The organism is Methylobacterium carpenticola (assembly GCF_042748905.1).
GTDB classification, from domain to species: domain Bacteria; phylum Pseudomonadota; class Alphaproteobacteria; order Rhizobiales; family Beijerinckiaceae; genus Methylobacterium; species Methylobacterium carpenticola.
The window spans coordinates 4,538,880-4,560,859 of sequence record NZ_JBHZEO010000001.1; the positions used below are offsets into that span (position 1 = coordinate 4,538,880).

General features: G+C 72.5%; 15 protein-coding genes (1 of these 15 only partly in view). 8 read left to right on the forward strand and 7 right to left on the reverse strand.

Annotation, left to right across the window (positions count from 1 at the left end):
• Both ACE101_RS21125 and ACE101_RS21130 read right to left on the reverse strand, forming a co-directional pair.
• A protein-coding gene (locus ACE101_RS21125; RefSeq protein WP_379133685.1) for an LEPR-XLL domain-containing protein crosses the window boundary here: on the reverse strand, positions 1–4,605 show its beginning. Its footprint begins 37,845 nt before the window's first position; the window shows 4,605 of its 42,450 coding nt (coding positions 1–4,605); it begins with the start codon at positions 4,603–4,605; its stop codon lies beyond the left edge, outside the window.
• A 176-nt stretch (positions 4,606–4,781) separates the two neighbouring features.
• On the reverse strand, positions 4,782–5,567 hold the full coding sequence (locus ACE101_RS21130; protein WP_379133688.1) for a SapC family protein: 786 nt from the start codon (positions 5,565–5,567) through the stop codon (positions 4,782–4,784).
• Positions 5,568–6,211: 644 nt separating this feature from the next.
• Between ACE101_RS21130 and ACE101_RS21135 the strand changes: the two genes are divergently transcribed.
• On the forward strand, positions 6,212–7,213 hold the full coding sequence (locus ACE101_RS21135) for a helix-turn-helix domain-containing protein (protein ID WP_379133690.1): 1,002 nt from the start codon (positions 6,212–6,214) through the stop codon (positions 7,211–7,213).
• A gap of 15 nt (positions 7,214–7,228) precedes the next feature.
• On the opposite strand, the gene ACE101_RS21140 is transcribed toward ACE101_RS21135, so the two are convergent.
• The gene (locus ACE101_RS21140) at positions 7,229–9,610 is read right to left on the reverse strand and encodes a tryptophan 7-halogenase (protein WP_379133693.1); all 2,382 of its coding nucleotides are present in this window, start codon (positions 9,608–9,610) and stop codon (positions 7,229–7,231) included.
• Between the two features lie 286 nt (positions 9,611–9,896).
• Here ACE101_RS21140 and ACE101_RS21145 point away from each other — a divergent pair, with 286 nt between their 5' ends.
• The 5 genes from ACE101_RS21145 to ACE101_RS21165 all read left to right on the forward strand — a co-directional run bounded on the left by ACE101_RS21145 (position 9,897) and on the right by ACE101_RS21165 (position 17,202).
• Positions 9,897–10,184 (forward strand): DUF3467 domain-containing protein, encoded by a 288-nt coding sequence (locus ACE101_RS21145; RefSeq protein WP_379133695.1) that lies wholly within the window; start codon positions 9,897–9,899, stop codon positions 10,182–10,184.
• A 66-nt stretch (positions 10,185–10,250) separates the two neighbouring features.
• The gene (locus tag ACE101_RS21150; protein ID WP_379133697.1) at positions 10,251–12,116 is read left to right on the forward strand and encodes an efflux RND transporter periplasmic adaptor subunit; all 1,866 of its coding nucleotides are present in this window, start codon (positions 10,251–10,253) and stop codon (positions 12,114–12,116) included.
• Between the two features lie 10 nt (positions 12,117–12,126).
• On the forward strand, positions 12,127–14,271 hold the full coding sequence (locus ACE101_RS21155) for a peptidase M50 (RefSeq protein WP_379133699.1): 2,145 nt from the start codon (positions 12,127–12,129) through the stop codon (positions 14,269–14,271).
• On the forward strand, positions 14,264–16,258 hold the full coding sequence (locus ACE101_RS21160; RefSeq protein WP_379133701.1) for a preprotein translocase subunit SecA: 1,995 nt from the start codon (positions 14,264–14,266) through the stop codon (positions 16,256–16,258). The genes ACE101_RS21155 and ACE101_RS21160 overlap by 8 nt, the downstream gene beginning before the upstream one ends.
• Before the next feature lie 11 nt (positions 16,259–16,269).
• Entirely contained in the window at positions 16,270–17,202 is a 933-nt protein-coding gene (locus ACE101_RS21165; RefSeq protein WP_379133703.1) for an efflux RND transporter periplasmic adaptor subunit, read from the forward strand.
• 37 nt (positions 17,203–17,239) lie between these two features.
• On the opposite strand, the gene ACE101_RS21170 is transcribed toward ACE101_RS21165, so the two are convergent.
• A complete protein-coding gene (locus ACE101_RS21170; protein ID WP_379133704.1) occupies positions 17,240–17,932 on the reverse strand; it encodes a GntR family transcriptional regulator in 693 nt (230 codons plus the stop codon).
• 300 nt (positions 17,933–18,232) lie between these two features.
• On the opposite strand from ACE101_RS21170, the gene ACE101_RS21175 reads away from it, so the two are divergent.
• Positions 18,233–19,087: an FRG domain-containing protein gene (locus ACE101_RS21175; RefSeq protein ID WP_379133706.1), complete on the forward strand. Its 855-nt coding sequence runs from the start codon at positions 18,233–18,235 to the stop codon at positions 19,085–19,087.
• Between the two features lie 172 nt (positions 19,088–19,259).
• On the opposite strand, the gene ACE101_RS21180 is transcribed toward ACE101_RS21175, so the two are convergent.
• Entirely contained in the window at positions 19,260–20,006 is a 747-nt protein-coding gene (locus ACE101_RS21180; protein ID WP_379133708.1) for a glucose 1-dehydrogenase, read from the reverse strand.
• Between the two features lie 107 nt (positions 20,007–20,113).
• On the opposite strand from ACE101_RS21180, the gene ACE101_RS21185 reads away from it, so the two are divergent.
• On the forward strand, positions 20,114–20,443 hold the full coding sequence (locus tag ACE101_RS21185) for an ArsR/SmtB family transcription factor (RefSeq protein ID WP_379133710.1): 330 nt from the start codon (positions 20,114–20,116) through the stop codon (positions 20,441–20,443).
• A 53-nt stretch (positions 20,444–20,496) separates the two neighbouring features.
• On the opposite strand, the gene ACE101_RS21190 is transcribed toward ACE101_RS21185, so the two are convergent.
• Together ACE101_RS21190 and ACE101_RS21195 are read right to left on the reverse strand one after the other, a co-directional pair.
• Positions 20,497–21,228 carry an ABC transporter permease gene (locus tag ACE101_RS21190; RefSeq protein ID WP_379138830.1) on the reverse strand — a complete coding sequence of 244 codons (732 nt, stop codon included), beginning with the start codon at positions 21,226–21,228 and terminating at the stop codon, positions 20,497–20,499.
• 2 nt (positions 21,229–21,230) lie between these two features.
• Complete coding sequence (locus ACE101_RS21195) at positions 21,231–21,980, reverse strand: ABC transporter permease (protein ID WP_379133713.1); 750 nt, start codon at positions 21,978–21,980, stop codon at positions 21,231–21,233.

The window sequence follows — 21,980 nt, forward strand, 5'->3', positions numbered from 1 at the left end:
GGTGCCGGCCGATTGCGCGGCGACCGTGACGGCGCCCGCCGCGGTGACGGCGGCGTTGGTGATCGTGGCGCTCGCCTGGGCCGGGCTGCCGGTCCCCAGATTGGTGCCGATCACCGCGTTCAGGCTGTCGAACAGCAGGTTGCTGTTCTCGTAGCCGACGGCGTTGAAGGCGAGTTGCACGCCCGCCGCGCGAGCCGTCGTCCGCGGCGGGGTGGCGGGCGGGGTCGTGCCGCCGCCCGTGCCCGTGCCGGTCCCCGTTCCTGTCCCCGTGCCCGACGCACCGGCGGGCCCGGTGGCGGCGGCCGTGATCTGCGCCGCGACAGTGGCGTCGATCGAGCCGGCGGTCTCGGCCTTCACCGAGACGTCGCCGCCCGCGCCGCTCGTCGTCACGCTGCCGCCGTCGATGGCGGCCGTGGCGAGCGCGTTGACGGTGTTGGTGGCGATCACCGCGTTGATGGCGAGCGCCGTCGCGTTCGACGTCTGCGCCTTGTCGAAGGCCGAGACGGTGCCGGGCGTGTCGGCGCTGGTGTCGCCGGCATCCGCCTTGTCCTTGAGCGTGGCGGTCGCCTCCGCCGTGGCCTCGGCCTTGGCCGTGATCGTCGCGCTGCGGCTGGCGGCGACCGCGACGCTGCCCGAGGCGATCGTGCTCGCCCCGGCGATCCGCGCCGTGGCGCCGCCCGCGATCTCGTTGCGCACCACCATGCCGCCGGCCGCCGTCGCGCCCGCGCCGGTCGCCTTGCTCTGCACGGTCTCGGCGTCCCGCACCGGGCGCCAGAGATCGAGATCGCCGTAATCCTGGGTCTTGAGATCGAGCTTGGTCGCCGCGCTGCTCGGGATGTCGGCGCCCATATAGGCGTAGACGGCGTTCTTCTGGCCGATCTTCTTCCAGAGATCGATGTCGGTATAATCGGTCGTGGCGAGGTTGAGCGGCGCGGAATCCGCGGTTCCGGCGTAGCGGTAATAGGCGCCGGCCTCGCCCTTCTCGGCCGGGTAGCCCGCCTGGAGCAGCACCACGTCGCCCGGATGGACCACCCGCGTCAGGGTCGCGGGAGTGACCGGGTTGCCGGGATTCGCGGGATCGACCGCGTCCGCCGTGCCGGGCTTGACCGGATCGGGCGAAGTCGGGATCGCGGCGGGGAAGTCGAGGACGACGCGCTGGCCGAGGGTGATCGCCACGGGGGCGGGGGCGCTGGCCTTGAAGTCGGCGGGCTTGGCCGCCTTGGTGTCGAGGCCGCCGTCGCTCGACGCCTCGCTCGACGCGACGAGCTTCACGTTGGCGTTGATGGTGGCGACGTCGGTGCCGCGCACCGCGAGGGCGTCGCCGTTCGTCACCGTCGCGCCGCTGATCTCGGCGGTGGCGGAGCGTGCCATGCGGTTCTGGACGATGATGCCGCCGATGCTGCGGCTCGACGCGCTCGCGGTGCCGCTTCCCGCCGAGGGGTCCTTGCGCTGGGGCAGGTTCAGCCGCGCCAGCACCGTGTTGAGGGCGCTGCGCTGGAGATCCGCCTTGGCCTTCTGCGCCTCGGTCTGCTCGGGGCTCGCGCTGGTCACGCTGGTGCTGACCGTGGCGTTGACCGTGCCGGCGCTCGACGCGTTCACCTGGACCGCGCGGTCCGCGCGCACGGAGGCGCTGCTGATGCGCGCGCTCACCGCCTGCGCGGCCATGGTCGAGAAGAAGGCGGTGCCCAGGATGGCGTCGATCGCCGTGCCGGCGAGCTTGTCGGCGAGCGCCCCGGTGGCGATGCCGGCTAGCCGGTAGCCGACGACGTTGAGCGCGGAGGCCCCGCCGATTGCGGTGGCGCCGGCCTGGGTCCCGCCCTCCGCCGCGCTGCGCGCCCGCGCGTCGATGGCGGAGAGGTCGATGGCGTTCACGCGGACGTCGCCGCTGCCACCCGCGGTCAGGGCCGTATCGCCGAGCGCCGCCTGGACGGAGCCGCCGCTGATCGTCGCGGTGGTGCTGCCGAGCACGATGTTGGCCGCCACGGAGCCGGCGACGCCGACCTTGGAGGCGACCGCCGCGGCCGCGGCCTCGGCGCTGAGGGTCAGGGAATTCTGCGCCTGCACGGAGACGCCGGCGCGGCCGGTGACGACCGCGTCGGTGAGCGCCGCCCCGGTGGCGCGCTCGGCGGTGTTGATCGCCGAGCCGCGCCCGATCCCGACCGCGCTCGCGTCGCTCGTCGGCGTCGCATCGATATCCGAGGCGGTGTCGACCGGCACCGCCGTCGCGGTGGCGGCGGTCGCGTCCAGAGCCAGGAAGGAGACCGATCCGGCGGCGGTGATGCGCGCCGCCTCGGCGACCGCGTGGGTGCCGCCGGTGAGCACGTTGCGCGCCTGGATCGCGGTCGCGGTCGCCGTGGTCGCGTTGGTGGCGGCCGCCTCCACCGAGGCGGCGCTCAGCAACACCCCGCGCACGGCGACCGTGACCGTGTCGTCGATCGTGTTGGTGACGGCGCCGGCCTTGACCGGCGCTTCGAGGGATCCGTTCGTCTCGCCGTCCCCGGCGATCGTGGTGTCGTTCCCCTGGGCGTCCCGGCCGAGGCCGGGCGTCGCCGCGCCGATGCGCGTCGTCACCGTGCCGCGGTTGTCGGCGGCGAGCGACAGGCCGCCCTCGGCCTCGATCACGCTCGCGGCGCCGGCCGCCGGCAGCGTGCCGCCGGTCGTCGGGCCGATCACCACGGCGGTCGTGCGCGCGACCGTGGCGTTGCCGGTGAGCGCGAAGAAGTTGAGGAGGTCGCTCACCACCGGCAGGTCGCCGTCGTCGGTCGCCACGAGGCGCGTGGCGACGTCGGTGCGGTCCTTGGCGGCGATCCGGACGGCCGGATCGGCCGGGGCCGGAGCGCCGGGGGGCACCGCCTGCACGATCCGGGCGCCCGGATCGATGCTGACCGTGGTGACGTTGGTGACGCGCGTCTCGGTCTTCTTGACGAGGCCGGTGGCGGCCTGCTCGATCGGCGTGAACACGTCGGACAGGGAGGCATCGCCCTTGGCGACGGCCTTGATCTGGTCGGCCGTGCCGCTGCCCGTGCTGGTCAGCGTGCCGATGCCCGGCAGGACGAGGCCGATCTCCGTGACGGTCACGCTGGCGGCCGTATCGGCCGTGAGGGCCACCGTGCTGCCGTTCACCGCCCCGCCCGCGCCGACCGCGATGGTCGCGATGTTGGCGAGGACCGGGGTCACGGATTTCAGCTGCGGCGAATCCGCGGAGGTGAGCGTCACGGCGTTGTCGACGCGCGTCGAGACCGAGGCCGCGCCGTTGGTGGCCGTCACGCGGCCGTCGAGGGTGACGGTGGCCGAGCCCGTGGCGTTGACCGACAGGGTCGAGGCGAGCGCCGGGACGACGTCGCTCGCCCCCGCATTGAGGGCGAGGTTGCTGCGCACGCCGATCGAGACCGAGGTGCCCTCGATCACCGCACCGCTGCCGAGGCTCAGCGCCATCTCGGCATCGACGTTGCTCGACAGGGCGTGGCTCGCCGCATCCGCCAGGACCGTCGCGGCGGTGGCATCGGCCGAGACGGCGAAGCTCCCCGTCGCCCGGATGCCGGCGCTGGCGAAATTCAGCGCGTTCCGGCCGATGCCGCCCGAGAAGGACAGGTCGACATTGCCCGCGATGGTTGTCGCCCCGGTGTCGACGACGAGGGTGTCGTCGCCCGCGCCGCCCGACACGGAGACCGAGACGGAGGGCGGCAGGCTCGCGAGGTGGAGCGTGTCGCTCCCGGCCCCGAGCAGGATGCCGAGGCTGGTCGTGGGTGCCTGGAACGCGATCAGGGGGGTCGCCGCGCCGGTCGTGCCGAGGCCGTAGACCGCGCCGTTCAGGCCGAGCGTCATGTCCGAGGCCGGGCCGGACAGGGCGCCGCTGAGATCGAGGGAGAGGCCGGCCACGCCGCCGAAGGTGCCGCTCAGGCTGGCGCCTGCGCCGATCGACAGGGCGGCGGTGCTGCCGCTCGCGCCCCCGAGCGACGCGACGCCGCCGAAGTCGGTCGCGAACTTCCCGGCGCTGACCGAGCCCCGATCCGCGCCCGTCAGCGTCCAGAGCGCCGAGGGCCCGCTGTCGAGGACGAGCGAATCCTGCACCCCCGCCCCGAGGATGCGGAAGCTCGGCAGCGAGGCGGTGGCATCGTGCTTGTTGAGGTCCGCGAAGGAGGCGGCATCGACGCGGATGATGTCCCGGCCCGTCGAGCCGTTGATCGTGACCGCGCGCAGTTCGCCGATATCGCCGAAGGCCAGGACCTTGCCGGGCTCGCCGGCGGCGCCGGCCTGGTTCAGGTCGATGATCTGGACGCGCTCGACCTGGACCACCTGGGCCTGGGTCGTGTCGACATGCTCGATGAGGCGGACGAGGAGCTGATGCTCGGCCGCGACCGGGGTCGCGTCCGTGGCGATGTTGACGGTGATGTCGGTGCTGAGGAGCACCCGAGGCTCCAGCGGATCGAAGATCAACCGGTCGCGGCGCAGGGAGAGGCCGTTCTTCGCCTTGAGCTTGGCGATCAGGTCGCGCTTGGAGGCGCGCCGCGGCCGCGAGGCCTGCGGCCGCGGCGCCGCCTGCGCGCGATCCCGGCGCCGGAAGAGCGGTCCCCAGAAGCCCTGCGACGTGAACGGGAACGCCATGCTCAACTCTCCTGGCGAGCGATGCGGCTCTCGCCGGCGCCCGCGGCGGCGGACGTGCCACGAGGGCGGCGACCGCGAGCGGACCCGGCAAGGAGGAGGGCGCGCGAGACGGGCCGCGCGCCCTCCGTCAGCGATGTGCGAAGAAGGAGCGGGCCGCGGCGGGCAGCCCGCGGGGATCAGGCCGTTCCGCTGGTCGCGAAATCGGCGGGCGCGGCAGGAGCCGTGTCCGGAACCGGCTGGCCGACGCGCTCGGCGATCGGCGCCAGATTCGTGAGCGAGGCGAGGTGCAGGTAGATCAGCTCGAGCTCGTCGGCCTGCATCAGCTCCGCCAGCTTGTCCCCCGACAGGGCCTTCAGCCGCTCGCGGTTGATGACGCTGAAGCCCGAGAGGGTCGCGCGCTGGCCGGTGCGCAGGGTGAACTGCGCCTGCATCGGCTCGAGGAGACCCAGATTCTCCAGGCGGGCGACGAAAAGCTTGGTGCGCTGGAACTGCGCCTGATAGGCCTGCAGGAAGCCGAGCACGTTCTGGAGGTACTGCGTGCGCTCGCCATCCGCATCGAACAGGCGCTCGCCGCGGCCCTCGTCGTTGCAGCCGGCGAATTCCTCGTCGACGCACAGGGTGAAGAGCGCGTCCGGAGCATTCGCGTCGTCGGCCGAGAACACGAACGGATAGCGGCGCAGGAAGGCCGGCACGTATTTGCCGGTCCAGGCGCCACCCTCGCCCACGTAGAGGTTCTCGCCGTCGCGGATGCCGAGCAGCACGACCGGGATGATCTCGTCACCCGCGCCGCCGAATACGATGGTGTACTCGGACGCGGCCGGCGCGAACTCGGCCGCCATCAGCGGCACCGAGTTGATCTCCCGCGCGAACTCATAGCTCGAGCCGGCCTTGATCGACCACGAGCCGTGACGCTGCCGCGTGACCGGCACGGCCCGCTCGTAGATCAGGAGCTGCTTGGCCATCGTTCACTCACCCCCAACGTGCAATTTTTGTATCCGCTCGTCCATATCAGTGCGTCCGGCGGCTGCGGAGGGGTTGCCGGTCGTTTGTATTGACCTACCGTCTCAGAACTGCGCGGCGGAGTGCTGATCCGCGCGCGGTGTGTCCCTGCGGTTAACATTCACCAGCAATCCCGATCGATCTCGGACCGGGTCCGGAGCCCGCGCCATCCCGACTAGCACCGCTGCCCGCCGTCCCGGGCCGCGCGCGGCCCGCCTGAATACAAGGCCAATTCGGCGGCACATCGTGTCTCGGTTGTGTCTCTGCCCTGTTTGGGGTAGCCAGCCTCGCGGTGGCCGCCACCACAAAACCTCACGCAGTCGTTTCTTTATTGGTGTCTCACATGCGGTCTGTCGGCCTGTTCATCGGCGCGGCGGCGTTTGAAGATGGCGGCACGATGAAGGGCTGCGGATGCAAGTCGTGCCCGGCCGGCCGCATCATCGGCAGCGCCCGGCCGTGCGGCGGGCGCGCAAGACCGGCCGTCCGGACCGCCGGGAACACGACCTGATCATGGTGATTATCCCGGATCGGCCTCGGCCACCGTGGCGGTCTGCCGCTATGGCCCGGAAACTCTACGGCTGCCGCCCCACGCCGGACCCCCTCTCTCGTGCCGAACCTTCCCCAGCTTCACTATCTCACGACGGAGCTTCCCGAGGCGGAGGCGGGGCGGATGTGGCGAGAGGTGCTCTCGCCCCTGTTCGAGCCGCTTCCGAGCAGCCTGAGCCGCGCTATTCCGGTCGGCTCGGTCACGGGCGCCATCGTCGGGGAACTCGCCGTCGCGCGGGTCGCCTACAACGCGCAGAATTTCCTGCGCGACGCGACGCGGGTCCGCAGCACGCCGGACCACATCCTGCTCCATCTCTACAAGAGCGGCGGCTTCACCGGGCGGATCACGCGGCAGCAGACCACGATCTGGGGCGGCCACGTGGCGGTGATCGACCTCGCCTGCACCGTCGAGACGCAGGCCGCCTCGTCCGACACCACAGCGCTGATCGTGCCGCGCAAGTTCCTCGCCGGCCTCCCTCTCGACCGCTTGAAGCCGCGCCTCGACGGGGCCCGCAACCGCCTGCTCGGGGCCTGCATCTCCTCCCTGCGCGAGCGCAGCGCCCAGCTCGAAGAGGCCGATGTCGAGGCGGCGGTGGCCGACACCACCGCGCTGATCCGGCGCATCCTCGACCCCTCCGGCTGGGATGCGCCCATTGAGGCGGCCTGCACGGAGGGCGGCCTGCGGACCCTGGCCGAGGAGGTGGTGCGCAACAACCTCGCCCTGACGGACCTCTCGCCGGACTGGCTGGCCGCCGAATTGCAGATCTCGCGGGCCACGCTCTACCGGCTCTTCGCGCCGCATGGCGGCATCATGCGCTACGTGCAGGAGCGCCGGCTCCTCGCCGTGCAGGCCGCCCTGCGCGATCCGCTGGAGCGCCGCCGCCTGTCGCGCCTGCGGGTCGATTTCGGGTTCAACAGCGAGGCGCATTTCAGCCGCAGCTTCCGCGCCCGCTTCGGCGTCACGGCGAGCGAGTACCGCAAGGAGCAATGGGCGCTCGCCGCCCGCACTCAGCTCACCAACCCCGCGATGATCCGGCAATGGTGGAGCGGCGTCGCCACCTGAACCCGGCAGAGATCCTCAGCGCGCGCGCACGCCGGAATAGAGCGTGACGAAGGGCTGCCCGTCGCGGCCGAGACCAGCGGCGACGTGCCCGAGCCGTTCGCCGCGGCGGGCGGCGAGCGCCCGCCCGGCCTCCTCGGCCGGGACCCCGAGAGCCGCGAAGGCCCGGGTCAGGATGTCCTCCAGGGCCGCGACCGTGAGGCCCGTCGCATAGAGGTTCAGGTCGTAGGAGAGGCGCGGACCCGGCTCCTCGCGCGCCTCCAGATAATGCGGCGGGCCGTCGCCCTGCGCGCGCACGGCCGCCAGGATGGCGTGGCCGAGCCCCACCACGAAGGGTCCGCCGGCCTTCTCCGCCACCTGCGCCAGGCGCCGGGCGATCTCGTCCGGGCTGCGCGGGCCGGGCCAGTGGTAGAACGTCACGACCGGTTCGGCCCGCGCGAGCGGGCTCCACTTGTAGGCGCGGTGAACGAGGATCGGCTCGCCCGGTCCGGCCGGCCCGTGCTGCCAACGGCGGTCGGCCTCGGCCGACCACTCGACATAGAGCTTGTAGAGCGGGCCACCCGGCCCGTCCTCGAAGCCGAGATGCAGGATGTCCGCCCCGGCGATCGCGGCGGCCGCCTCGGCGCGGGCGGCATCGGCGAGCCCCAGTCCCGCGGCGATGCGCGCGAGGGTCCGGCCGGGATCGAGCCCGAGCGCCGTGCGGTGGAGGCTCAGCAGGAAGCGGTCGGCCTGGAGCGCGCCCCGCGCCGCCTTGATCGAGCGCTCGCAGCCGAAGGGCTGGCGCAGGGACGCGACCATGTCCACGAGGCGCGCGCCCGGCGCCGACCGGCGCAGCACCGCCAGCGGGTCGGCCGGCTCCCGCGCCGTCCGCAGGGTGGCCGAGACCGCGCCCTCCGGCAGCGGGCCGTGGATGCGGGCGAGGAGTGCCGCCTGCGGCGCCATCGCGCCCGCCAGCCGCTCGGTCCGCTCGCGCACGGCTTCGAGGAAGCGCCGGCTCTCGTGCCGGTTGGCGAGGTCGGCCGGGGCGAAGGCCCGCCGCGGCAGGCAGCCGGCCCCCGCGAGGGTGTGGAAATACGCGGTCTCGTCGAAGGCCGCGCCGGCCGGCGCCTCGATGCAGCCCGCGGCCTCGTAGAGGGCGAGGCGATCGGCGAGGCTGTCCGGAACCGCGGCGGCGCGCGCCTCCGCCCAGAACGGCTCCGGACGGCGACCGAGCCGGCCATGCAGGGCGACGGCATCGCGGGCCGCCTCGTGGACGAGGGCCATGCGCGCGCCGTAGGCCCGGCGCAGGGGCTCCTCGGGGGCGCCGCGCGGCAGGAGATCCACGAGGCTCTCGATCGCCCGCTGGATGAGGTGGAGGCCGAGGCCGGCGACGGGCCCGACCTCGCAGGCGGCGGCGCCGAGCGCCACCACGTTCTCCCGCCAGATCACGGCCCGGCAGCCGCTGCGCAGGGGCCGGGCGGAGGCGGCATCGCCCTCCCCGCCGAGCGCCCGGGCCGCGGCCGAGGCCTCGCCCCGCCGGGCGACGACGCGGCAGGCGGTGCGGTCCGCCAGCGGGATGCGCTCGATCCAGCCGGACGGCGTGCCCTCGTACCACGTGGCGGGCGTCCAGGCCGGATCGGCCGGCAGGGACAGGCCGAGGCTCTCGTGATCGGGGGTTTCAGGGCCGAGGATTCCGCCCCACCGGCCGTCCCAGGCTTCGCCGAGACCCTCGCCGATCAGGATCCCGGCCGCGCCGCTGCAATCGAGGAAGAGATCGCCCGCGATGCTGTTGCCCTCGCCGAGGTCGAGGGCGCGGACGGCGCCTTGCCCGTCCCGACGGACGGCGCGGACGCGGCCCTCGGTCCAGGCGACGCCCTCCGACCGGGCGAGGTCGCGCAGGAAGCCGACCAGCCCGTCCCGGTCGAGGTGATAGCCGTAATCGCCCGCCTCCACGATGGAGGAACCGCCGTCCGCACCGCCCGGCCCGCGACCGAGGGCGGCCAGGCGCGCGTTGAGGGCGTAGTCGCCGTAGTCGCCGGCCGCCGCCCCGGCGAGCGCGTCCCGCACCCAGAAATGGAACAGGTCGAGCCCGTTCGGCCGCGGCCCGCAGGGCCCGAGGGGCAGCCAATGACCGGTGCCGGCCGCGAACCAGTTCTCGAAGCGGCTCGCCAGCCGGTAGGTGGCGGCGCAGCGGCGCATCAGCGCCGCCTCCTCGATCCCGGCCCGGCGCAGGAGGCGGGTGAAATCCGGCCCGGCGACGACGGCCGCGCCGCCCGATCTCCGGGGCCGCGGCGCCACCACCGTCACCCGCCAGCGCGCCCGGCGCAGGATCGGCTTCAGGATGGCGGCGGCCAGCGCGCCGGCGAGCCCTCCGCCGACGATGACGATCCGGCGCGGGCTATCATCGACCGGGAGGGTCATGTGAGACTCTTGATCAACGGAATCGTCGTAACGGCCGCTCTTTGCCGTACTCTCCCCGTGAAGGCCGACTAGGGAAAGTCCGCGGTATTCACGGTACTGCGGGTCGACACTTGCGCCCAACCGGCGAACCAATCAAGGGTAGGGCGCGGGGCATCCCGCCAAAAGGGCGGTTCGATCGTCAATCCGATTCGGCGAGGGCCAATTCGCGACACGTCTCAGCGTGCCGCCGCGGGTCCTGGCGCGCCGGAGCAGGCCGTTCGACCGTGGGGGAACAGTGAGACAATCGATGCAGAACGAGTCGGACGCCGTGAAAAGCCGCGCCATCATCTGGCGCGAGGACGAGATGATCACGCAGTTCGCGAACGTGGTGAACGTGCAGGGCACGCGCGAGCAGGTCGATTTGTTCTTCGGCACCAACCGCACCTGGAACGTCAGCGAGAACTCGGACGTGGTGGTCGATCTGTCGAACCGGATCATCCTGACGCCGCTCGCCGCCAAGCGGCTGCTCTCGGTGCTGACGGGCGTGCTCAACGAGTACGAGAGCCGTCACGGCCGCCTGGATCTCGAGGGCTGATCCGCCCCCATCAGGTCTCCCCCGCCGGCCGTGGTCCGGCTTCACGGTGTCACCGGGCGAAGAGCGATGAGCAACGGCGTGGCGGCGGACAAGGGCGGTGATGCCGCCGCGACCGACGAGCGGCCGTTGGTCCTGGAGCCGGCCCTGTGGCAGCGGCTCCAGGCCGCCGCGACCTTCGAGGCCGCGGCCGCGGCCTGGCTCCCGCTCCAGGCGCAGCTGCTGCGGGGGGCTCAGGCCGGCACCGTGCTCGCCGGCGACGCCCCCGCGGCGCTGGCGCCGCTCGCCGTCTGGCCCGCCGGCTCCCGCGAGGACCTCGCCGAGGCCGCCCGGGTGGCGGCCGCCGAGAAGCGCCCGATCGTTCAGGAGCCGGCCTCGGGCGACGGGGCCGCGCTGGTCGCCGTTCCGCTCGTCGAGGCCGAGGGCGGAGACCTCTTCGGCTGCGCCGCCTTCCGCCTCGTCGCCCGCGACCGGGACGTCCTGCGCGCGGCGATCCGGCAGGTGCAGTGGGGCGCCGCCTGGCTCGCGGCCAAGCGCGGGCTCGCCTGCGGGCGCGACGAGCGCCGGCAGCTCGCCCGCGCCCGCGCCGCCCTCGACCTGCTCGCCGGGGTGCTGGAGCAGGAGCGCTTCAAGGCCGCCTGCATGGCGGCGGCGACGGATCTGGCGATCACCTTCGACTGCATGCGCGCCGCGGTCGGCTTCTCGCGCAAGGGCACCGCGCGCGTGGCCGCGATCTCGCACACCGCGCAGTTCGAGCGCTCGATGAACCTCGTGCGCAAGCTCGGCGCCTGCATGGACGAGGCGCTCGACCAGCGCAGCCTCGTCCTGTTCCCGGCGCCGGAGGGCGACACCGCCGTCACGCGGGCCCATGCCGATCTCGCGCGCCTGCGCCACGACGGGCGCGTGCTGACGGTGCCCTTCCTCGCCAACGACCATTTCGCCGGGGCCTTCACCCTGGAGCGGGCGGGCGACACCCCGTTCGACGCGGAGACGATCGCCATCATCGCGGCGGCCTGCGCGGCGATCGGCCCCGTCCTCGACGAGAAGCGGCAGAACGACCGCTGGCTCGCGGTGAAGGCCGGCGAGGCGGCGGGCGCGCTCGCGCGGCGCATCGTCGGTCCGAACCATGCCGGCCTCAAGCTGACGCTGGGCGCCCTCGGCCTCGCCGGTCTCCTGCTCGGCACGGTGACGGCGGATTACCGCGTGACCGCGGATGCGCGGGTCGAGGGGCTGGTGCGCCGCGCCGTCGTCGCGCCTTACGACGGCTACCTCAAGCTGGCCGAGCACCGGGCGGGCGACATGGTGCACAAGGGCGACCTGCTCGCCGCCCTGGAGGACCGTGACCTCGTGCTGGAGCGCCTGCGCTGGGTGACGGAGCGCCAGCAGCGCCGCTTCGAGTACGACAAGGCGCTGGCGACGCGCCAGCCCGCGACGATCAACGTGGTCCGCAGCCAGATCGATCAGGCCGAGGCGCAGATCAACCTCGTCGACGAGCAGCTCGCGCGCCTGAAGTTCTACGCCCCCTTCGACGGGCTGATCGTCTCGGGCGATCTCAGCCAGTCGATCGGCGGCGCGATCGGCAGGGGCCAAGTGCTGTTCGAGGTCGCCCCCCTCGACGATTACCGCGTGGTGATCAATGTCGACGAGCGCTTCATCGCCGATCTGCGCGAGGGCCAGACCGGCCAGATGCTGGCGGGCGCCCTGCCCGACCAGCCCTACCCGATCGTGGTGCAGACGATCACGCCGGTCGCCGAGGTGAGGAACGGACGCAACATGTTCCGCGTCGAGGGGCAGGTCACCGCGGCCTCGACCCGCCTGCGCCCGGGCATGGAGGGCATCGCCAAGATCGAGGTGGACCGCCGCCTGCTCGCCTGGACCTGGGCGCGGCCGATCCTCGACTGGCTGCGCCTCGCGGTCTGGCACTGGGTGCCGTGAGGGCCGCGCCGTGCACTCGCTCTTCAGCCAGTCCTGGTACCGGGTCGCCGCCCTGCGGCCGCGCCTGCGCAGCCACGCCGAGATCCACCGCCAGCGCTTCCGCGGCGACGTCTGGTACGTGCTTCAGGACCACCAGACCGGCCGCTTCCACCGGCTGTCGCCCGCCGCCAACCTGATCGTCTGCCTGATGGACGGGCGACGCACCGTCCAGGAGATCTGGGACCACGCGGTCTCCCGCAACGAGGACGACCCGCCGACCCAGGACGAGACGATCCGGCTGATCTCGCTGCTCCACGGCTCGGACCTGCTGGAGGGCGCCTTCCCGCCGGACTTCGCGGAGCTGCTCGAACGCGCGGACGCGGTCTCGCGGCGCAGCCTGATCGCGCGGGTGCGCAACCCGCTCGCCCTGCGCTTCCCACTCTTCGATCCCGACCGGCTGCTCGACCGGCTGGCGCCGCTGTTCCGGCCGCTGTTCTCGCTGCCGGGACTGATCGCGTGGCTCGCGATCGTGGCCGCGGGCCTGATCGTGGCCGGGCTGCACTGGAGCGAGGTGACCGGCGACCTCGCGACCCAGCTCCTGTCGGCGCAGAACCTCGCGGTGATGGTCTGCATCTATCCGCTGATCAAGGCGCTGCACGAGGCGGGGCACGCCTGCGCCGCCAAGGCCTGGAACGGCGAGGTGCACGAGGTCGGGATCATGCTCCTCGTCATGATCCCGGCGCCCTACGTCGACGCCTCCAGCTCCGCGGCCTTCGGCTCGAAATGGCAGCGGATGGTGGTCTCCAGCGCCGGCATCTTGGTGGAGATGCTGCTCGCCGCCCTCGCGACCGTCGTGTGGGCGACGGTGGAGCCGGGCCTCGTCAAGGCGGTGGCCTTCAACGTCATGGTGATCGGCGGCGTCTCGACGCTCCTGTTCAACGGCAACCCGCTGCTGCGCTTCGACGGCTACTACATCCTCGCCGACCTGATCGAGATCCCCAACCTCGCCGCCCGCGCCAACCGCTACCTGCTCTACCTCGTGCAGCGCTACGCGCTGAAGATCGAGAGCGCCGAGAGCCCGGTCACGGCGCGGGGCGAGCGGGCCTGGATGGCCGCCTACGCGGTGGCCGCCTTCGTGTACCGCACCGGCGTCTCCCTCGCGATCGCCTCCTTCGTGGCGACGCAGTTCTTCGTGTTCGGGGTGCTGCTCGCCCTGACGGCGGTCGCCGGCATCGTCGTGCACCCGCTCGTCAAGGGCGGCCGGTTCCTGCTCACCGACCCGACGCTGAACGGCCGGCGCGCCCGGGCGCTGCGGGTCACCGGCGCGGCTTTGGCCGCGATCCTCGTCGCGGTCTTCGCCGTTCCCCTGCCCTATGCGACCATCGCGCAGGGCGTGGTCTGGGTGCCGGACCGCTCCGAGCTGCGGGCACGGACGGACGGCGTGCTCACCGATTTCCTCACCGAGCCCGGGCGTCAGGCCCGCCAGGGCGATCCGCTGGTGCGGCTCGACGATCCGAGCCTCGAGGCCCGGGTCGCCATCCTGGAGGCGCAGCTCGCCGAGCTGCGTCTGCGCTACGACGCCGCCCGGCTCGGCGACCGCGTCCAGGCCGGAATCCTCGAAGAGCAGATCGGCAGCGCCGAGCAGACGCTGGCGGTGGTCCGCACCCGGGCGGCCGACCGGGTGCTCTATGCCGAGCGGGAGGGGCGCCTCGTCGTGCCGGGGGCGACCGATCTCCCGGGCCGCTACGTCCGCCGGGGTGACCGGATCGGCTTCGTGCTCAGGTCCGACGATCCGGTGGTGCGGGTGGTGGTGCCGCAGGCGGATGTGGACCTCGTGCGCAGCCGGCCCGGCCCGGTCGCCGCGCGCTTCGCCGACAGCCCGCAGGTCCGGCACGCGGCCTCCATCCTGCGCGAGGTGCCCGGTGCGCAGAGCGAGGTCCCGAGCCTCGCCCTCACCCCCCAGGGCGGCGGCCTGATCCCGGTCGACAGCACGACCGGTGAGAAGCCCCGCGCGCTCCAGAGCATCTTCGTCTTCGACGTGCAGGTCGCGGGCGGCATCCCCCTCGACGTCATCGGGGAGCGGGTCTACGTGCGCTTCGACCACGGCAGCGAGGCGATCGGCTGGCGCCTGCTGCGCGGCCTGCGCCAGCTCTTCCTGAGCCAGTTCCGTGTCTGAGACGCTGGGCCTCCCCGCCCCGCTGCGGCTGCCGCCCCTGCGCGCCTATGCGGAGCGGACGGTCCTGCGGCCGGGGGTGATCGACCGGGCGGCGACCCGGGCCGTCGGCGCCGTGCGGGCCCGGCTCACCGGCTGGCAGGGGCGGCGCTACGGCCGCCTCGCGCGGGCGGCGATGGAGCGCTGGATGAGCATGGCGATGCTCAGCGACGCCGCCCTCGATGCGGAGCGGCGCGTCATCTCGGCGGCCCTGCGCGGACGCGAGACCTTCCCGCCCGGTGCGGTGGCGGAGGCCTTCGCGCTGATCCGCGAATTGTCGGCGCGCATCAGCGGGCAGCGCCCCTACCCGGTGCAGATGATGGGCGCGGCCGCCCTCCTCGACGGCCGCGTCGCCCAGATGGCGACCGGCGAGGGCAAGACCCTCACCGCGGCGCTCGCCGCCGGCACCGCCGCGCTCGCCGGGCTTCCGGTCCACGTCGTCACGGTGAACGCCTACCTCGCCGAGCGCGACGCGGCGCTGATGCGCCCGCTCTACGCGGCTCTGGGGCTCACGGTCGGGGTGGTCGGCGAGGGGCAGGAGGTGGCCGAGCGGGCGGCGGCCTATGCCTGCGACGTCACCTACTGCACCAACAAGGATCTCGCCTTCGACTACCTGCGCGACCGCATCGCGCTGGGCCAGCGCGCCACCGACATCCGCATCAAGCTGCGCAGCCTCGCCGCGGAACCCGGGGTGACGCCGCCGCTGCGCCTGCGCGGCCTGCACTTCGCCATCGTCGACGAGGCCGACAGCGTGCTGATCGACGAGGCGCGCACGCCGCTGATCATCTCGGCCCAGGCGGGATCGCAATTCGAGCCCGCCACCCTGACCCAGGCGCTCGGGATCGCGGCGGCGCTGGAAGCGGGGCGCGACTACGTGGTGGAGGCCGACCAGCGCCGGATCGTGCTGACGCAGGACGGGCGCGAGACTCTCGATGCCCGGCTCGCCGGGGCGGGGCCGGCTTGGCGCGCGCGGGTCACGCGCGAGGAACTGATCCGGCAGGCACTCTCGGCGCTGCACCTGTTCCATCGCGACGAGCACTACATCCTGCGCGACGGCAAGGTGGTGATCATCGACGAGTATACGGGCCGCGTCATGCCCGACCGGGCCTGGAGCGACGGCCTCCACCAGATGATCGAGCACAAGGAGGGCTGCGCGCTCTCCTCCGCCCGCAGCACCATCGCGCGAATGACCTACCAGCGCTTCTTCCGGCGCTACCGCAAGCTCGCGGGCATGACCGGCACCACGGCCGGCGTCGCGGCGGAGTTCTGGACCGTCTACGGGCTGGCAGTGGCCCGCATCCCGACGCACCGCCCCGTCCAGCGCAAGCACCGGCCCGACCGGGTGCTGCCCGACGACGCGGCGAAATGGGAGGCGGTGGTCGAGCGGGTCGCGGCCCTGCACCGGCAGGGCCTTCCGGTGCTGCTGGGCACGCGCTCGGTCGCGTCCTCCGCGGCGGCGAGCGCGCGGCTCGCCGCGGCCGGGCTGCCGCACACGGTGCTCAACGCCGCGCAGGACCGCCAGGAGGCCGCGATCGTCGCCGGGGCGGGGGAGCGCGGCCGGATCACGGTGGCGACGAACATGGCCGGGCGCGGCACCGACATCAAGCTCGGCCCCTGGGTCGGGCAGAACGGCGGCCTTCACGTCATCATGACCGAGCGCCACGACGCCCGCCGGATCGACGACCAGCTCGCCGGCCGCAGCGGGCGGCAGGGCGAGCCCGGCAGCTTCGAGGCGATTCTGTCCCTCGACGACCCGCTGCTCGACGGCTTCCCGGTTCCCCGCCCCCTCGCCCGCGCCCTTCTCGCCCGCTTCGGCCAGCCGGCCGGGCGACTGCTGCTGCGGTGGGCCCAGCACCGCGCCGAGCGGCTGCACGCGCGCATGCGCGCCGATCTCCTGCGCTCCGACCGGATGCAGGACCGCATCCTGGCCTTCGCCGGCCATTCCGAATGAGGTTCCGCTCGATGACGACCCCTTCCCTGACGGCGTCGGCCCTCGCCGCGGCCCTGCTCGCCGCCGGCCTCGCCACGGCGCGGGCCGAGCCCGGGACCGTCGATTGCGTGATCGAGCCGACCCAGAAGGTGAAGATCGGCAGCGCGACGCTCGGCATCCTCAAGGAGGTCGCCTTCAACCGGGGCGATGCGGTCAAGGCCGGCGACGTCATCGCGCGGCTCGACACCAGCGTGGAGGAGGCCAACGTCGCCCTCGCCCAGGCGCAGGCGTCGAGCCGGGAGAACATCGAGGCGCAGCGCGCCCGCGTCGAACTCTACAAGCGGCGGCTGGAGCGGCAGAACCAGCTCTCGAAGGGCATCGTGACCCAGGAGAAGATCGATCAGGTCGAGGCCGATTACGAGATCGGCAAGCGCGACCTCCAGACCGAGACCCTGAAGCACGACCTCGCGGGCCTCGAACTCGCCCGCGCCCGGGCGCAGCTGGAGCTGCGCATCATCCGCAGCCCGATCAGCGGGCTCGTCACCGAGCGCCTGATGGCGAGCGGCGAGTTCGTGCGCCAGGACGGCGCCATCTACACGCTGGTGCAGCTCGATCCGCTCTACGTGGAGGCCTACGTCCCGGTGACGCGCTGGGGCGAGATCAAGCCCGGCTCCATCGGCACGGTCACCCTCGACAAGCCGATCGGCGGCACCTATCCGGCCGAGGTCACGGTGGTCGACCGGGTGTTCGACGCGGCGAGCGGCACCTTCGGCGTCCGGCTGGAGCTGAGGAACCCGGACAATGCGCTGCCGGCCGGCCAGCGCTGCAAGGTGAGCTTCACCGCGCCCGCCGCCTCCGGGCCCGTCGCCGACGCGCTGCCACCCGAGACCGGGGGCATGGGCGCCGGGTCGCTGCCGCCGGTGCGGACACGGCCGTCGTCCTCCATCCCGCGCTCGCGGCCGTAGCGGCTCCGGTTCGGACGGGGCGACGCAGAACTCCCCCCTATTCCCGCGTCTCGGGCTCGAAGAAGCGGCCGGGCGCGGCCTGCACCACCTCGCGCGTGGCGCCGATATGCCGGCGCATGGCCGCCTCGGCCCCCGCGCCGTCCCGCGCGGCGATCTGCGCGATGATCGCGGCGTGCTCCCGCTGGGCGGAGGCGAGGTCGTGGGCGCGCAGGAACCGCGTCTGGACCCGGAAGAACATCAGCTGCGCCAGGAAGAGATGCTCGCGGATCATGCTGTTGCCGCCGGCATCGAGGATCGCCTCGTGCAGCGCGTCGTTGATCCGCAGATAGGCTTCGACGTCGTTGTCCGCCGCGGCCGCCTCCGCCTCCCGGTGGATCGCACCGAGGCGCGCCACCCCGGCGGGATCCGCCCGCTCGGCGGCGAGCCGCGCCGCCAAGCCCTCCAGGGCCTCGCGGACCTCGATCAGCGAGAGGCACTCGGCCCGCGAGAAGCGGCGCACCCGGGCGCCGCGATGCATCTCGACCGTCACCAGCCCTTGCGCGACGAGCAGGCGCAACGCCTCGCGGACGCTGCCGCGGCTCGCCGCGAGGTCCAGAACGAGGTCGCTCTCGACCAGCCGCTGGCCCGGCGCGAGCTGCCCGTCCCAGATCCGCGACCGGATCTCGGCCGCGAGGGCTTCGGGCGCCGAGCGGGCCTCGGCGGTTCTGTCGAGGTCGAGAGATTTCTTCACGCCCACCTGCCGCCCGCGATCCGGCCGCGCGGGCGCTCCTCCCGTCCGCGCGGCCGGGCCGCGCCATGGCCTGCAAAGCTCGGGGAGACCAACGGATCTGTCCAGCGGGGACAGGGGGATTTGCACATCGTGCTCCCAGGCCGGGCCGCGCGCTTCTGGTCTATAGGAGGCCGGTGCCCGCTCGAGCAGCGCCCGATCGCGGCGCGATCGGGCGCTGCTCTCGGTCTTTGGTTCAACGCGCTTGCCTGCGCCGAATCGGTATCCACTTCGGCGGGAAGCGCTCTGGAGCGGTAAGACGATATGCAGATCGTGGACGTGCGGAGCTGGGAGCAGCTTCAGACCGAGCTGTTCAAGAACGCCTGGAACGCGCGGATCCGGCGGCACCGCTCGCCCTACCTGTTCCGCGGCGTCGGGCGGGCGCGGTTCGACACCCGCACCTCCCTGGCCCGGCTCGGCGGCGAGTACTGGACTCTCGAAGCGCATCTCCTGCGCAACTTCCGCAAATACGCCCACCGGGAAGTGGTTCCGTTCGACGACGACTGGAACTGGATCGCGCTCGGCCAGCACCACGGCCTGCCGACCCGGCTGCTCGACTGGACCTACTCGCCCTACGTGGCGATGCATTTCGCGACCTCGGAACTCGCGCATTACGACAGCGACGGCGCCATCATCGTGGTGGATTTCCACGCCGCCGCCGACCAGCTGCCGGAGCACCTGCGCGCGATCCTGTCCGAGACGGGCTCGCACGTCTTCACCACCGAGCTGCTGCGCCGGGTGGCACCGAGCCTCAAGTCCTTCGACGACGGCCACCGCGACCTCGACTTCGTCACCTTCTTCGAGCCGCCCTCGCTCGATGAGCGCATCACCAACCAATACGCGGTGTTCTCGCTGCCTTCGAACGCGCGGCTGAGCTTCAGCGCATGGCTCGAAGCCCACCCGGTGATCGCCCGCAAGCTGATCATCCGGGCCGATCTCAAATGGGAGATCCGCGACAAGCTCGATCAGGCGAACATCACCGAACGGGTGCTGTTTCCGGGGCTCGACGGGCTCAGCCGCTGGCTCGGGCGCCAGTACATGAAGCCGGAGGACGTGCATCTGCGCGCCGAGGACGACACCTGGAGCCAGCAGCAGGAGATCCCGCCGACCTCGGCGTGATACCGGCGGCCCTTGAACATGACCGCCGGTTCCGGTCTCGGATTCTTGCCAAGTCTCTGACTTGGCGTCGAAAATGCGAGATGGCCTGACGGACCGATGCGTCAGCATTTCGGGCCGCTGGCATGACAAGGCGCTCCCGGAGGGGAGCGCGCCCGGGCGGACCGCGGGATCCTCAGCGAACCCCGCCGCTGGCGTTGATCTCCTCGCCGGTCACCCAGCGGGCCTCGTCGGAGGCGAGGAAGGCGACCACCCCGGCGATGTCGTCCGGCTGGCCGGCCCGGCCGAGCGGCGTCTGGGCGACGAAGCCGGCCTCCATGTCCGAGCCGGCGATGCCGGCCGCGTGCGTGCCCTCGGTCACCACATAGCCCGGGCTCACCACGTTGACCCGGATCTTGCGCGGGGCGAGTTCGTTGGCGAGGACGCCCGTGATCGCGTTCACCGCGCCCTTGGTCCCGCTATAGACCGCCGAGGTCGCCGGATGAATGCTGGTGACGACCGACGAGATGTTGACGATGCTGCCGCCTTCCCCGAGGTGCTTCGCCGCCGCCTGGGTCGCCAGCAGCACGCCCAGCACGTTCACGTCGAAGAGACGGCGGTAATGCGCCTCCGTCACCTCCTCGATGGGGGAGAATTCATAGACGCCCGAGTTGTTGACCAGCACGTCGAGCCGGCCGAACTCTTTCACCGCCGCCTCGATCAGGCCCTGCGCCTGCGCGGCGTCGGATACGTCGCCCTTGACCGCGACGGCCCGGCCGCCGGCCGCGGTGATCGCCGCCACGACGGCGTCGGCGCCCGCCTGGCTCGACACGTAGTTGACCACCACCGCCGCGCCGTCCTTCGCCAATGCCTTGGCGATCGCCGCCCCGATGCCCTTCGAAGCGCCCGTCACCACCGCGACCTTGCCGTCGAGCTTTGCCATGTGTGCTAACCTTCGAGATGGGCCGGCTCCGGGATGGTCGCCTTGGTCCCATAGTTCGGAATTTCAGAACTAATGGATCGCGGTTCAAGACCCCATATGGAGAAATCATGAGGCCCTTGTTCCATCCCGCGATCGAGGACGTTCGGCCGGAGGCGATTCTGCACGCCCTGTCTGATCCGAACCGGGCGGCGATCTTCGCGCAGATCACCAGGGCGGGCTGCGTCGAGGCCTGCTCGGCGGTCTCCGCGGTGGGAGACCGGGTGATCCCGAAATCCTCGCTCTCCAACCATTTCAAGGTGCTGCGGGAGGCCGGGCTGATCCGCAGCGAGCGTCACGGCATCGAGATGCGGAACCAGTCGCGCTGCACCGAGGTCGAGGCGCGCTTCCCCGGCCTGCTGTCGGCGATCATGAACGCCTACGCGTCAGGGAGGCGGTGAGGTCGCGACCGGACTTGCGTTGCCGGACCGGTGACCACTTCGGCGAATGATGCTCAGCGCTGCCGCGTGCGGTCGAGGGCGAGGAGCGCCGCGTTGATCGTCACCGCGAAGCCGGTGAGGAGGAGCGCCACGGCGAGCACGCTCGCCATGTCGCCGCGCTCCATCGCTCCGACCGCGAGATGGCCGAGCCCGCGCTGGGAGGCGAACATCTCGCCGATGAGCACGCCCAGGAGCGTGAGCGAGACCGCGAGCCGGGCGCCCGCGTAGATTTCCGGCAGGATCGCGGGCCAGATCACCGTAGCGACGGTCTGCCAGCGCGTGAGCCGCATCGTCGCCGCGGTGCGCAGATAGACCGGCCTCATCCGCAGCACCGCGTTCATGGCGAAGAGCGTGAGCGGGATCACCCCGTGCATCACCCCGAAGGCGACCCGCGCCGACAGGCCGAGCCCGAACAGCAGCAGGACCACGGGATAGAGCGTCACCTTCGGCAGGGCGTAGAGCGTCACCAGGATCGGCTCCGTCACCTCGCCAGCGAGCCGGCTGGTGCCGAGAACGAGGCCGAGCGCGATCCCGCCCGCCAGCACGATGGCGAGCGAGAGGCCGAAGGCCCGTCCCGTCTCCGCCACGTCGCGCCAGAAGCCCGGATCGGCGAGGAGCCGCCGCAGGGCCGTGATGGTCTGCGCGGGCGAGGCGATGCCCGCACCGCCGGCCACAACCGCGAGGATCTGCCATGCGGCGAGGCCGGCCAGCAGGACGAGGAGGGTGCCGAGGTGATCCGGTTTCATCGTCACCGCGCGAGCCTCGCCTGGAGACGGCGGTCGACGGCGTCGAGGGCGGCGTTGATGGCCGCGACCACCAGGATCACCAGCAGCATCAGGCCGTACATCTGGCGATTGTTGAAGTTGTTGTAGGCGTAGGCGATGGCGTAGCCGAGGCCGGCGCCCGAGAGGATGAATTCCGAGGCGATCACGCCGATGAAGGCGTAGGCCACCGCGAGCTTCACCCCGGTGAACAGGTAGGGCAAGGCCGCCGGCAGGCTGATGCGCAGGCTCGTGGCGACCGGCCCCATGCCGAAGACCCGGGCCGTGCGCCGCAGCACCGGCGGCACCCGGTCCAGCCCGGTGAGCGTCGCGGTGATCATCGCGACGATCGCGAGCAGGGTCGAGATCGCGATGATCGCCCCGCTGCCGACGCCGAACAGGATGATCAGCACCGGATAGAAGATGAAGGTCGGCACCGCGTAGTAGCTCGCGAGCAGCGGCTCGACGGAGGCCCGCAGCAGCGGCAGGGCGTGGAGCACGCTGCCGATGGCGAAGCCGAGCCCGATGGCGAGCAGCGTCGCGCAGAGCACGTTGCCGAAGCTCGTCAGGATGTCGCCGGTGAGGCTCCCGTCGCGCAGGAGCTCGACGAGGCTCGCCGCCATCTCGGAGGGCGGCAGCACGGCGCTCGCCGGCACGAGGCCGCCGCGCACCGCGGCCTCCAGGGCGCCGACGAGGCCCGCGACGAGGGCGAAGCGGATCAGCGGGGCGGGGCGCAT